Here is a 13,114-nt window from a genome sequence, read left to right on the forward strand (position 1 = left end):
GGTGGAACTGCTACGCGGAGCCTTGCGCACCTACGCCTGGGGATCTCGCACCGCACTCGCCGAGTTCACCGGGCGGCCGGTCCCTGCCGCGCACCCCGAGGCCGAATTGTGGTTCGGCGCGCACCCCGGCGACCCGGCCTGGCTGGAGACGCCTAGCGGTGAGACTTCGTTGCTGAAGGTGCTCACCGACGATCCGGAAGGGCAGTTGGGGTCGGCTTGCCGCGCGCGGTTCGGTAACGTGCTGCCATTTTTGGTGAAGGTGCTGGCCGCCGACGAGCCGTTGTCGCTGCAGGCCCACCCGAGTGCCGCGCAGGCGGTGGAGGGTTACCGCCGCGAGGAGCGACAGGGTATTCCGGTGAATTCGCCGGTGCGCAATTATCGCGACACCAGCCACAAGCCCGAGCTGCTGGTGGCGCTGCAGCCGTTCGAGGCTCTGGCCGGCTTCCGGCAAGTGTCCCGCACCGCAGAGCTGTTGCGGGCGCTGGCGGTTTCCGATCTCGACCCGTTCATCGATTTGCTGGGCGCCGGTTCGGATGCGCAGTCCGATGCCGATGGGCTGCGCGCGCTGTTCACCACCTGGATCACCGCGCCCCAACCCGATCTAGATGTGCTGGTGCCTGCCGTGCTGGACGGCGCCATCCAGTACCTCAGCTCTGGTGCCACCAAGTTCGCCGGTGAGGCCAAAATGGTGCTAGAGCTGGGGGAGCGTTATCCCGGCGATGCCGGAGTGCTGGCGGCGTTGCTGCTCAACCGGGTCATCCTGGCCCCGGGTGAGGCGATCTTCCTGGCGGCCGGCAACTTGCACACCTACCTGCACGGTTTCGCGCTGGAGGTGATGGCCAACTCCGACAACGTGTTACGCGGTGGGCTGACTCCCAAGCACGTCGACGTGCCGGAGCTGCTGCGGGTGCTGGACTTCACCCCGACACCGGAGTCGCAGCTGCGCCCGCCGGTTCACCGGGACGGGCTGGCACTGGTGTACGACACCCCGACCGACGAGTTCGCGGCCGCGTTGCTGATGCTCGACGGCGAGAATCTGGGCCATGAGGTTGACGCGCCGTCGCGTCATGACGGCCCACAGATCCTGCTGTGCGCCGAGGGGGAGCTGACGGTGCACGGCAAGTCCGGGTCGCTGAATCTGGACCGTGGGGCGGCGGCCTGGGTGGGCGCCGACGACGGCCCGATCCGGCTGTCCGCGCAGCGCCCGGCCAAGCTATTCCGGGCTACCGTGGGCTTGTAACGGCGCGGCGGCGTTCCCGCTTCTCGCCCAGCCACAGCCGCATGTTGTGCGCGATGGTGCGGCCGAGTATCGACGGCGACGGCACCATGTAGAGGCTGTCGAGCAGCGAGAAGCGACGCAGAAACCATTCGCCCAGTACGGGATTGGTTTCGGCCGCGCCCAGGAATTGGTCGAACAGCCCGCCGGCGGCCCGCCACCAGCCGGGTTCGGGTGAGGCGGCCGCATGGTGGAACGTGACGTCGCCGATCGCGTTCATCGTCCACACCGGGAAGGTGGTCTTGGCGGTGAGTCGGCTGAACTCGCCGGCCAGCTCGCTGTCGTCGTCGACCGATTGCAGCGCCCGGCGCAGGTGACCGGCCTGTAGCGACGTCATTGTCATGCCCTGCCCGAACGTGGGGTTGAAGCTGGCCACCGCGTCTCCAAACGGCACGATCCCGGCCGGGAAGCGCTCCAGCTTGTGGTAGCGGCGCCAGCGGCTGACCGGGAACGCGTGGTAGGCCGGATCGCCGACGGGTTCGGATTGCGCCAGCGCGGCGTTGAAGTGTTCCGGCAGCAGTTCCTTGGCCAGTCCGAGCATTTCGGGATAGGTGCGCGGTGGTTTGGCGTTGGCCACCCCGAAGGTGGTCAGCACCCAGGTGTAGTTCTCATAGTGCAGCATGCCCAGGCCCAGCGACTGGTCATGGGAGGCGCCGGCGACCACCACCTTCTCGGCGATCAGGCCTTCGGGCATGCGGAACTGGTGGGTCGCGTAATTGATGCCGATGTCGACGGTGGCCTCGGGGGCACGCTGGTAGCCCCATTGCGTCAACCACACCGGCAGCCGGGTGCCGCGTCCCGCGGCGTCGACCACGAGATCGGCGCCGACGAACTCGGGCGAATCCTGGCCGGGCCCGGGATCCAGCAGGATGCCCGTCACCCGCTGTGTCGCGGGCTCGAACCGGGGCTCGGCGACCGGGCGCCGCTGTATCGAGACGTTGTCGATCTGCTGGACCCGGCGCCGTATCTGCCACTCTAGGTGCGGTCGGCTGGGCACGTAGGCGGTGAACTCGTCCCGCAGGGTGTGCCCGGTGCCCAGCACGTGTCCGGCCGCGCCGAGATGGATGCAGTCCGGCCGGTTTTCCAGGATCGGTACTCCCGCGGCGACCATGTCGTCCAGCAGACCCGGGAACAGGCCCTCGAACTCGTTGGCGCCACGCGCCATCAGCATGTGCAGATGCCGGTCCTGGGGAACGGTGGCGCGGTTGGCCGGCTTGCTGGGCAGCTCATCGCGCTCGTAGACGGTTACCCGGGCGTAGAAGTCCGACAGCACCCGGGCTGCACACAACCCGGCAATGCTGGCACCGATGACGACGGCGTGATTTCTGTTCGTTGTGCTCCCCACCACCGACGCAGAGTACCCAGTACTGTCCCGTCACAAAGGTGAGGTGAAAGGGGGCGCTGAATGGTCCGGTTCAAGGATTCGGTGCGCACGAAGACGGTCGAGCAGTCGATCGCCGACACCGACGAGCCCGGTACCCGGCTCCGCAAGGACCTCACCTGGCGGGATCTGGTGGTGTTCGGTGTCTCCGTGGTGATCGGGGCCGGGATCTTCACGGTCACCGCGTCGACCGCCGGCGACATCACCGGGCCGGCCATCTGGATTTCGTTCCTGATCGCGGCGGGCACCTGCGCACTGGCTGCGCTGTGCTACGCCGAGTTCGCTTCGACGCTGCCGGTGGCCGGCAGCGCCTACACCTTCTCCTATGCCACTTTTGGCGAGTTCCTGGCCTGGGTGATCGGCTGGAATCTGGTGCTGGAGCTGGCAATTGGCGCGGCGGTGGTCGCCAAAGGCTGGTCCAGTTACCTGGGCACCGTGTTCAGGTTTTCCGGCGGCACCGCGACGTTCGGGTCGTTTCACTTCGACTGGGGCGCGTTGCTGATTGTCACGCTGGTCGCGATCCTGCTGGCGCTCGGCACCAAGCTGTCGTCGCGATTCTCTGCAGTGGTCACCACCATCAAGGTGGCGGTGGTGCTGCTGGTTGTGGTGGTCGGCGCGTTCTACATCAAGGCCGAGAACTACCGGCCGTTCATCCCCGAACCTGAGACCGAGCGCGACGGAAACGGTCTCGACCAGTCCGTATTGTCGATGCTCACCGGTGCCGGCAGCAGCCATTACGGCTGGTACGGGGTTCTGGCCGGAGCGTCGATCGTGTTTTTCGCGTTTATCGGTTTCGACATCGTGGCGACCATGGCCGAGGAGACCAAGCATCCGCAGCGCGACGTCCCGCGCGGCATTCTGGCGTCGTTGGGCGTGGTCACGGTGCTCTATGTGGCGGTTTCGGTGGTGCTGTCCGGCATGGTGTCCTACACCCAGCTGAAGACCGTGGGGCGCAACTCGGCGAACCTGGCCACGGCTTTCCGGGCCAACGGCATTCATTGGGCCAGTGGCATCATCTCGGTCGGCGCCCTGGCCGGTCTGACCACCGTGGTGATGGTGCTGATGCTGGGGCAGTGCCGGGTTCTGTTCGCGATGGCCCGCGACGGTCTGCTGCCGCGAGGCCTGGCCAAGACGGGTTCCCGGGGCACGCCGGTGCGTATCACCGTGCTGGTGGCGGTGGTGATCGCTGCGACGGCGTCGGCGTTTCCGATCGACAAGCTGGAGGAGATGGTCAACGTCGGCACATTGTTCGCGTTCGTGCTGGTGTCGGCCGGTGTCATCGTGCTGCGCAGGACCCGTCCGGATCTGGAACGCGGGTTCAAGGCGCCGTGGGTGCCGCTGTTGCCGATCGCTTCGGTGGTTGCCTGCCTTTGGCTGATGCTCAACCTCACCGCGCTGACTTGGGTCCGGTTCGGCGTGTGGCTGGTGCTCGGAGCGGCGATCTACTTCGGCTACGGGCGCCGGCATTCGGTTCAGGGACGGCGTACGCACCACGATTTGGACTCGACACGAAGTGCGTGAATGACGATCCTGTTTACAAATTGGCGCCTGGTGTCTAGACACGAGACGCAAACTATCGTATTGTCCAATCTCAAGGTGGTGTGACTCACAAGGAGGTTTGGCATATGACCACACAACTCACGCAAACCGACCCGCAACCTGCGGGAACACCGATCGAATGGCGCGACAAGAAGCGCTATCTGTGGCTGATGGGCCTGATCGCCCCCACGGCGCTATTCGTAATGCTGCCGATCGTCTGGGCGTTCAACCAGCTCGGCTGGCAGACCACGGCCCAGGTACCGCTGTGGATCGGGCCGATCCTGCTGTACATCCTGCTGCCCGCCCTGGACCGCTTCTTCGGCCCGGACGGCCAGAATCCGCCGGACGAGGTGATGGAGCGGCTGGAGAACGACAAGTACTACCGCTACTGCACCTATCTCTACATCCCCTTCCAGTACGCCAGCGTGCTGCTGGGCGCCTACCTGTTCACCGCCTCGAACCTGAGCTGGCTGGGCTTTGACGGGCCACTGGGCTGGTTCGGCAAGATCGGCCTGGCGTTGTCGGTCGGTGTGCTCGGCGGCGTCGGCATCAATACCGCGCACGAGATGGGGCACAAGAAGGACTCGCTGGAGCGCTGGCTGTCCAAGATCACGCTGGCCCAGACGGCGTATGGCCACTTCTACATCGAGCACAACCGGGGACACCACGTCCGTGTCTCCACCCCGGAGGACCCCGCGTCGTCCCGCTTCGGCGAGACCTTCTGGGAGTTCCTGCCGCGCAGCGTGATCGGCAGCGCCCGCTCGTCGGTCCACCTCGAGGCCCAGCGGATCCGCCGGCTCGGCAAGAGCCCGTGGAACCCGCGCACCTACCTGTCCAACGACGTGTTGAACGCCTGGGCGATGACGGTGGTGCTGTTCGGCGCGCTGATTGCCGCCTTCGGCGTCGGGGTGATCCCCTTCCTTCTGATCCAGGCGGTCTTCGGCTTCAGCCTGCTCGAAGCCGTCAACTACCTCGAGCACTACGGGCTGCTGCGGCAGAAGAACGCCAACGGGCGCTACGAGCGGTGCGCCCCCGTGCACAGCTGGAACTCCGACCACATCGTGACCAACCTGTTCCTGTACCACCTGCAGCGGCACAGCGACCACCACGCCAACCCGACCCGGCGCTACCAGACGCTGCGCAGCATGGAAGGTTCGCCGAACCTGCCCAGTGGCTACGCGTCGATGATCTCGCTGACCTACGTCCCGCCACTGTGGCGCAAGGTGATGGACCACCGGGTGCTCGCGCACTACGGCGGTGACATCACCAAGGTCAACGTGCAGCCCCGGTTGCGCCGCAAGCTGTACGCCAAGTACGGCGTTGCCGAAATGGCCCGGGCATGACCGCCGCATATCAGTGCCCCGTCTGCGAGTACACCTACGACGAGGCCAAAGGTGACGCCCGCGAAGGATTCCCGGCCGGCACCGGCTGGGACCAGATCCCCGAAGACTGGTGTTGTCCGGACTGCGCCGTCCGCGAGAAGCCCGATTTCGAACTCGTCCAGAAAGGATAGAAGTCAGATGAGTGACTACAAGCTCTACCAATGCGTCCAGTGCGGTTTCGAGTACGACGAGGAACTGGGCTGGCCGGAAGACGGCATCGAACCCGGCACCCGCTGGGAGGACATCCCCGAGGATTGGAGCTGCCCGGACTGCGGCGCGGCCAAGGCGGACTTCGTGATGGTGGAGGTCGCCCGGCCATGATCGGCACCAACTTCGTGGCCAAAGCGGATAGTGTCGCGCCTGTGAAGCGGATTCCTTACGCGGAGGCGTCGCGGGCACTGCTGCGTGATTCGGTCCTCGACGCGATGCGGGACCTGCTGCTGAGCCGCGACTGGTCGGCCATCACGCTCTCGGACGTGGCCAGGGCCGCCGGCATCAGCCGGCAGACCATCTACAACGAGTTCGGCTCCCGCCAGGGCTTGGCGCAGGGTTACGCGCTGCGCCTGGCCGACCGGCTGGTCGACACCGTCAGGACCGCGCTGGACGCCAACATCGGCAACATCTACGAGTCGTTCCTGCAGGGGTTCCGGGCCTTCTTTGCCGAGTCGGCCGCGGACCCGCTGGTGCAGTCGCTGTTGTCCGGGGTGGCCAAGCCCGACCTGCTGCAGCTGATCACCACCGACAGCGCGCCGATCATCACCCGGGCCTCGGCACGGTTGTCGACGGCCTTCACCCAGACCTGGCTGGCCACCAGCGACGACGACGCCAACGTCCTGTCTCGGGCGATCGTGCGGCTGTGCTTGAGCTACGTGCCCATGCCGCCCGAATCCGACCACGATGTCGCCGCCGACCTAGCGCGGTTGATGACGCCGTTCGCGGAGCGGCACGGGGTGGTGAACGTCCCTTAGAGTCCCCTGACGGGCGGGTCCGTGCCGGGCGGCTACAGTGGCTGAGGAGCAATCCGAGGCGCTGCTAGCCGCCCGGCTCCGCTGTGTGACCCAAGACGTTCCGAAAGAACCCCGACGAAGGATGTAACACGACCATGGCCCCCGGAAATTCGCTGACACCCGACGTTATCAACGGCATCGACTTCAAGGTCGCTGACCTGTCGCTGGCGGAGTTCGGGCGTAAGGAACTGGACCTGGCCGAGTACGAGATGCCCGGCCTGATGTCGCTGCGCCGCGAGTACGCCGAAGTGCAGCCGCTCAAGGGTGCCCGGATCTCGGGGTCGTTGCACATGACGGTGCAGACCGCGGTGCTGATCGAGACCCTGGTCGAGCTGGGCGCGCAGGTGCGCTGGGCGTCCTGCAACATCTTCTCCACCCAGGACCACGCGGCGGCGGCGGTTGTCGTCGGCAAGCACGGCACCCCGGAGGAGCCCAAGGGTGTGCCGGTGTACGCCTGGAAGGGCGAGACGCTCGACGAGTACTGGTGGTGCGCCGAGCAGATGCTCACCTGGGAGGGTGAGCCCGCGAACATGATCCTGGACGACGGCGGCGACGCCACCATGATGGTGCTGCGCGGCATGCAGTACGAGAAGGCCGGCGTGGTACCGCCCGCCGAGGACGACGACCCCGCGGAGTGGAAGGTCTTCCTCGGCGTGCTTCGCAAGCGCTTCGAAACCGACAAGCAGAAGTGGACCAAGATCGCCGAGTCAGTCAAGGGTGTCACCGAGGAAACCACCACCGGCGTGCTGCGGCTGTACCAGTTCGCCGCCGCGGGCGATCTGGCGTTCCCGGCGATCAACGTCAACGACTCGGTGACCAAGTCCAAGTTCGACAACAAGTACGGCACCCGGCACTCGCTGCTCGACGGCATTAACCGCGGTACTGACGCGCTGATCGGTGGCAAGAATGTGCTGATCTGTGGCTTCGGCGACGTCGGCAAGGGTTGTGCGGAGGCCGCCAAGGGCCAGGGTGCGCGCGTCTCGGTCACCGAGATCGATCCCATCAACGCGCTGCAGGCACTGATGGAGGGCTACGACGTGGTGACCGTGGAGGATGCCATCGCCACCGCCGACATCGTCATCACCTCCACCGGCAATAAGGACATCATCTCCCTCGCGCACATGAAGGCGATGAAGGACCACGCCATCCTGGGCAACATCGGCCACTTCGACAACGAGATCGACATGGCTGCGCTGGAGCGCTCCGGCGCGACCAAGCTCAACATCAAGCCGCAGGTCGACTTGTGGACGTTCGGTGACACGGGCCGCTCGATCATCGTGCTCTCCGAGGGCCGGTTGCTGAATTTGGGCAACGCCACCGGACACCCGTCGTTCGTAATGAGCAACAGCTTCGCGAACCAGACGATCGCCCAGATCGAGCTGTGGACCAAGAACGACGAGTACGACAACGAGGTGTACCGGCTGCCCAAGCACCTCGACGAGAAGGTGGCCCGCATCCACGTCGAGGCACTCGGCGGCAAGCTGACCAAGCTGACCAAGGAGCAGGCCGAGTACCTCGGCGTCGACGTCGAGGGTCCGTACAAGCCGGACCACTACCGCTACTGAGCTGCGCGGAACCCGCATTCCTGCCGAGCGTGACGCGCAGGCGCAGGCGGGCGCCATGCTGATCGTGATCGAGGGCGTCGACGGCTCCGGCAAGCGGACGTTAACCGACGGGCTGAAGGTTTCCTTCGAGGCGGCCGGCAGGTCGGTGGCGACGTTGGCCTTTCCCCGGTACGGGCTGTCGATCGCCGCGGATCTGGCCGCCGAGGCACTGCACGGCCAACACGGCGACCTGGCCGATTCGGTGTACGCGATGGCGACGTTGTTCGCACTGGACCGGGCCGGGGCGGTGGCCGAGATCGAGCGGCTGCGCCACGACTGTGACGTGCTAATCCTGGATCGCTACGTCGCCTCCAATGCCGCGTACAGCGCGGCGCGGCTGCGGCAGGACGCGACCGGGGCGGTAGTGGCGTGGGTGCGGCAGCTCGAATACGAACGGTTGGGGCTGCCGGCGCCGGACTGGCAGATCCTGCTCGCCGTGCCGGCCGAACTCGCCGGGCAACGGGCGCGCAGCCGGGCGGAGCTTGACCCGAGCCGGGCGCGCGACAGCTATGAGCGCGACGACGGACTGCAGCACCGTACCGGCGCGGTGTACTCCGAATTGGCCGCCGCGCAGTGGTGCGGCAGGTGGCTGGTCGTCGGCGCGGACGTCGATCCGGGCGCGCTGGCCGCCACCGTTTCGGGCTCCGAGACCCCGAAATAGCACAAATTTGGCGATATTCGTCCCGATCGGGCAAGAAACGCCCGTGTGGTGCGGCAGTTTTGTCAGGAACTGGTGACACCATGGACGTCATGAGGCAAAGGATTCTGGTTGTCGACGACGACGCTTCGCTGGCCGAGATGCTCACCATCGTGTTGCGTGGGGAGGGTTTCGACACCGCCGTCATCGGCGACGGCACCCAGGCCCTGACCGCGGTCCGGGAACTGCGGCCCGACCTGGTGCTGCTGGACTTGATGCTGCCGGGCATGAACGGCATCGACGTCTGCCGGGTGTTGCGTGCCGATTCGGGTGTCCCGATCGTCATGCTGACCGCCAAGACCGACACCGTCGATGTGGTGCTGGGGCTGGAATCCGGCGCCGACGACTACATCATGAAGCCGTTCAAGCCCAAGGAGCTGGTCGCGCGGGTGCGGGCGCGGCTGCGTCGCAATGACGACGAGCCCGCCGAGATGCTGTCCATCGCCGATGTGGACATCGACGTGCCGGCGCACAAGGTCACCCGCAACGGCGAGCAGATCTCGCTGACGCCGCTGGAGTTCGACCTGCTGGTCGCGTTGGCGCGCAAACCGCGCCAGGTGTTTACTCGTGATGTGCTGCTCGAACAGGTGTGGGGATACCGGCACCCGGCGGACACCCGCCTGGTGAACGTGCACGTCCAGCGCCTGCGCGCCAAGGTCGAGAAAGACCCGGAGAACCCGACCGTGGTTCTCACCGTTCGAGGAGTGGGTTACAAGGCCGGACCTCCGTGATCCGGTCGGGAGAGTGCGGTGTAGGTGATCTGGCGCTCCCCACGACGTAGCCGAGGCCGGTGGGGTCGTTCCGGCCCGTTGCCGCGCGGACTGAGCGCGCTGAGCCGTGCGGTCGCGGTCATCTGGCGCAAATCTCTGCAGTTGCGGGTCGTAGCGCTGACGTTGGGCCTGTCACTGGCCGTGATATTGGCGTTGGGATTCGTGCTGACCAGCCAGGTCACCAACCGGGTGCTGGACATCAAGGTCAAGGCCGCGATCGACCAGATCGAGCGGGCCCGTAACACCGTCAGCGGAATCGTCAACGGTGAAGAGACCCGCTCGCTGGACAGCAGCCTGCAGCTGGCCCGCAATACGTTGACGTCGAAAACCGATCCCGCCTCCGGTGCCGGCTTGGCGGGCGCGTTCGACGCGGTGCTGATGGTGCCCGGCGACGGCCCGCGCGCGGCGTCCACCGCGGGACCTGTGGACCAGGTGCCCAGCGCGCTGCGCGGCTTCGTCAAGGCCGGGCAGGCGGCCTACCAGTACGCAACCGTGCACACCGAGGGCTTCTCCGGGCCAGCGCTGATCGTCGGCTCGCCGACGTCGTCGCGGGTGGCCAACCTGGAGCTGTACCTGATCTTTCCGCTGGCAAACGAGCAGGCGACCATCACCTTGGTGCGCAGCACCATGGCTACCGGCGGCCTGGTGTTGCTGTTGCTGCTGGCCGGTATCGCGCTGCTGGTGTCGCGCCAGGTGGTGAACCCGGTGCGGTCCGCCTCGCGGATCGCCGAGCGGTTCGCCGAGGGCCACCTGTCGGAGCGGATGCCGGTGCGCGGTGAGGACGACATGGCCCGGCTGGCGGTGTCGTTCAACGACATGGCCGAAAGCTTGTCCCGGCAGATCACCCAGCTCGAGGAGTTCGGCAACCTGCAGCGCCGCTTCACCTCCGACGTCAGCCACGAGCTGCGCACGCCGCTGACCACGGTGCGGATGGCCGCGGACCTGATCTACGACCACAGCGCCGACCTGGACCCGGCGCTGCGCCGTTCCACCGAGCTGATGGTTAACGAGCTGGACCGGTTCGAGAGCCTGCTCAACGACCTGTTGGAGATCTCCCGCCACGACGCCGGGGTGGCCGAATTGTCGGTGGAGGCCGTCGATTTGCGCACCACGGTCAACAGCGCGTTGGGTAACGTCGGTCACCTGGCCGAGGACGCCGGCATCGAACTGCTGGTGGACATGCCGACCGAAGAGGTGATCGCCGAGGTCGATGCGCGCCGGGTGGAACGCATCCTGCGGAACCTGATCGCCAACGCCATCGACCATGCCGAGCACAAGCCGGTGCGGATTCGGATGGCCGCGGACGAGGACACGGTGGCGGTGACCGTGCGCGACTACGGCGTCGGGTTGCGGCCCGGCGAGGAGAAGCTGGTGTTCAGCCGCTTCTGGCGGTCGGACCCGTCGCGGGTGCGGCGTTCCGGCGGCACCGGACTGGGCCTGGCGATCAGCATCGAGGATGCGCGTCTGCACCAGGGCCGGCTGGAAGCCTGGGGTGAGCCGGGGGAGGGGGCATGCTTCCGGCTGACCCTGCCTTTGGTACGCGGACACAAAGTGACCACCAGCCCGCTGCCGATGAAACCCATCCCGCCGTCTAGCACCCCGCTGGGTCCGCAACCGCTCACCCCGACCGGTCCCCAGCCCCTCACGCGTCACCGCGAGCACGCCGACCGGAGCGGATGATGTTGTTGCGCAAGTTTTTTGCCCTGCTGTTGGCGGCCGGCATGCTGGCCGGCTGCGCGAGTGTGCCTAGTTCGTCGGCCCCGCAGGCGATCGGAACCGTCGACCGGCCGGCGCCGTCGAATCTGCCCAAGCCGACTCCGGGCATGGATCCCGACGTACTGCTGCGGGAATTTCTCAAGGCCACCGCCGACCCGGCGAACCGGCATCTGGCGGCGCGCCAGTTCCTCACTCAGTCAGCGTCCAACGGCTGGGACGACGCGGGTAGCGCCCTGCTTATCGACCATGTGGTGTTCGTGGAAACCCGTGGTGCCGAACGTGTTTCGGCGACTATGCGGGCCGACATCCTGGGTTCGCTGTCGGATGTGGGTGTCTTCGAGACCGCGGAGGGTCAGCTGCCCGACCCCGGCCCGATCGAGTTGGTCAAGACGTCCGGTGGTTGGCGCATCGACAAACTGCCCAACGGGGTTTTCCTGGACTGGCAGCAGTTCCAGGCCACCTACAAGCGCAACACGCTGTATTTCGCCGATCCGACCGGCAAGACCGTGGCGCCCGACCCGCGCTATGTGGCGGTCTCCGACCACGATCAGCTGGCCACCGAGCTGGTCTCCAAGTTGCTGGCCGGACCCCGCCCGGAGATGGTGCGCACGGTGCGCAACCTGCTGAGTCCACCGCTGCGGCTGCGCGGCCCGGTGACCCGCGCCGACGGTGGCAAGAGCGGCGTCGGCAAGGGGTACGGCGGTGCCCGCATCGATCTCGAGAAGCTGGCCACCACCGATCCGCACAGTCGGCAATTGCTTGCCGCGCAGATCATTTGGACGCTGGCCCGGGCCGATATCCGTGGGCCGTATGTGATCAACGCTGACGGCGCCCCGCTCGAGGACCGCTTCGCCGAGGGCTGGACGACTTCCGACGTCGCGGCCACCGACCCCGGGGTGGCGGATGGCGCCGGCGCCGGTCTGCACGCTTTGGTCAACGGGTCGATGGTAGCCCTGGACGGACAGCAGATCAGCACGTTGCCGGGTGCGTTCGGGCGGATGGGGGACCAGACCGGGGCCGCGCTGTCGCGCAATGGCCGGCAGGTGGCGTCGGTGGTGACGTTGCGCCGCGGCGCGCCGGACATGGCGGCGTCATTGTGGATCGGGGATGTGGGTGGTGAGGCGGTGCAGTCCGCCGACGGGCACAACCTGTCGCGGCCGAGTTGGTCGCTGGACGACGCGGTATGGGTGGTGGTCGACGCCAACAACGTGCTGCGGGCGATCCAGGAACCGGCGTCGGGTCAGCCGGCCCGCATCCCGGTGGATTCCACCGCGGTGTCCAGTCGCTTCCCCGGTCCGATCTCCGACCTACAGCTGTCCCGGGACGGCACGCGGGCGGCGATGGTGATCGGGGGCCAGGTGATCCTGGCCGGTGTTGAGCAGACTCAGGCTGGGCAGTTCGCGTTGACTTACCCGCGGCGGCTGGGTTTCGGGTTGGGCACCTCGGTGGTGTCGTTGTACTGGCGCACCGGGGACGACATCGTGGTGACCCGCAACGACGCCACGCACCCGGTGTCCTACGTCAACCTCGACGGGGTGAACTCCGATGCGCCGTCGCGCGGTCTGCAGATTCCGTTGTTCGCGATCGCGGCGAACCCGTCGACGGTATACGTCGCCGGTCCGCAGGGGGTGCTGATGTATTCGGCGGCGGCCGCCGAAACCCAGCAGGGCTGGTCGGAGGTGGCCGGGTTGATGATCGGCGGTGCTGCACCGGTATTGCCCGGCTGAGTGCAGCGGTTACCC

General features: G+C 66.8%; 12 protein-coding genes. 11 read left to right on the forward strand and 1 reads right to left on the reverse strand.

Translation table 11 applies throughout. The annotated features are described in order from the left end of the window. Position 1: 1 nt before the first annotated feature. Positions 2-1,240: a mannose-6-phosphate isomerase, class I gene (gene manA / locus H0P51_RS06390; protein WP_180917143.1), complete on the forward strand. Its 1,239-nt coding sequence runs from the start codon at positions 2-4 to the stop codon at positions 1,238-1,240. Here manA and H0P51_RS06395 read toward each other — a convergent pair. Beyond that, the gene (locus H0P51_RS06395) at positions 1,224-2,621 is read right to left on the reverse strand and encodes an FAD-dependent oxidoreductase (RefSeq protein ID WP_180918784.1); all 1,398 of its coding nucleotides are present in this window, start codon (positions 2,619-2,621) and stop codon (positions 1,224-1,226) included. The two genes, manA and H0P51_RS06395, sit on opposite strands and share 17 nt — an antisense overlap. A gap of 60 nt (positions 2,622-2,681) precedes the next feature. Between H0P51_RS06395 and H0P51_RS06400 the strand changes: the two genes are divergently transcribed. From H0P51_RS06400 to lpqB, 10 genes are all read left to right on the forward strand, one after another. Beyond that, positions 2,682-4,178 (forward strand): APC family permease, encoded by a 1,497-nt coding sequence (locus tag H0P51_RS06400; RefSeq protein WP_180917144.1) that lies wholly within the window; start codon positions 2,682-2,684, stop codon positions 4,176-4,178. Positions 4,179-4,282: 104 nt separating this feature from the next. Next, the gene (locus tag H0P51_RS06405; RefSeq protein ID WP_180917145.1) at positions 4,283-5,539 is read left to right on the forward strand and encodes an alkane 1-monooxygenase; all 1,257 of its coding nucleotides are present in this window, start codon (positions 4,283-4,285) and stop codon (positions 5,537-5,539) included. Further along, positions 5,536-5,709, forward strand: coding sequence for a rubredoxin (locus H0P51_RS06410; RefSeq protein WP_180917146.1), 174 nt, complete (start codon positions 5,536-5,538; stop codon positions 5,707-5,709). The genes H0P51_RS06405 and H0P51_RS06410 overlap by 4 nt, the downstream gene beginning before the upstream one ends. Positions 5,710-5,716: 7 nt before the next feature. Beyond that, positions 5,717-5,899 carry a rubredoxin gene (locus tag H0P51_RS06415; protein WP_180917147.1) on the forward strand — a complete coding sequence of 61 codons (183 nt, stop codon included), beginning with the start codon at positions 5,717-5,719 and terminating at the stop codon, positions 5,897-5,899. Continuing rightward, positions 5,896-6,546 carry a TetR family transcriptional regulator AlkX gene (gene alkX, locus H0P51_RS06420; RefSeq protein ID WP_180917148.1) on the forward strand — a complete coding sequence of 217 codons (651 nt, stop codon included), beginning with the start codon at positions 5,896-5,898 and terminating at the stop codon, positions 6,544-6,546. The genes H0P51_RS06415 and alkX overlap by 4 nt, the downstream gene beginning before the upstream one ends. Before the next feature lie 134 nt (positions 6,547-6,680). Then, positions 6,681-8,150: an adenosylhomocysteinase gene (gene ahcY / locus H0P51_RS06425; RefSeq protein ID WP_180917149.1), complete on the forward strand. Its 1,470-nt coding sequence runs from the start codon at positions 6,681-6,683 to the stop codon at positions 8,148-8,150. Between the two features lie 55 nt (positions 8,151-8,205). Continuing rightward, entirely contained in the window at positions 8,206-8,850 is a 645-nt protein-coding gene (locus H0P51_RS06430) for a dTMP kinase (RefSeq protein WP_180917150.1), read from the forward strand. Positions 8,851-8,930: 80 nt separating this feature from the next. Continuing rightward, positions 8,931-9,617 carry a two-component system response regulator MtrA gene (gene mtrA, locus H0P51_RS06435; protein WP_180917151.1) on the forward strand — a complete coding sequence of 229 codons (687 nt, stop codon included), beginning with the start codon at positions 8,931-8,933 and terminating at the stop codon, positions 9,615-9,617. A gap of 24 nt (positions 9,618-9,641) precedes the next feature. Then, positions 9,642-11,336, forward strand: a complete 1,695-nt coding sequence (gene mtrB, locus H0P51_RS06440; protein WP_180917152.1) for an MtrAB system histidine kinase MtrB — start codon at positions 9,642-9,644, stop codon at positions 11,334-11,336. Next, entirely contained in the window at positions 11,336-13,099 is a 1,764-nt protein-coding gene (gene lpqB / locus H0P51_RS06445; protein WP_180917153.1) for an MtrAB system accessory lipoprotein LpqB, read from the forward strand. The genes mtrB and lpqB overlap by 1 nt, the downstream gene beginning before the upstream one ends. Positions 13,100-13,114 lie beyond the last annotated feature (15 nt).

Origin of the sequence: Mycobacterium vicinigordonae (assembly GCF_013466425.1) — a bacterium.
GTDB lineage: Bacteria > Actinomycetota > Actinomycetes > Mycobacteriales > Mycobacteriaceae > Mycobacterium > Mycobacterium vicinigordonae.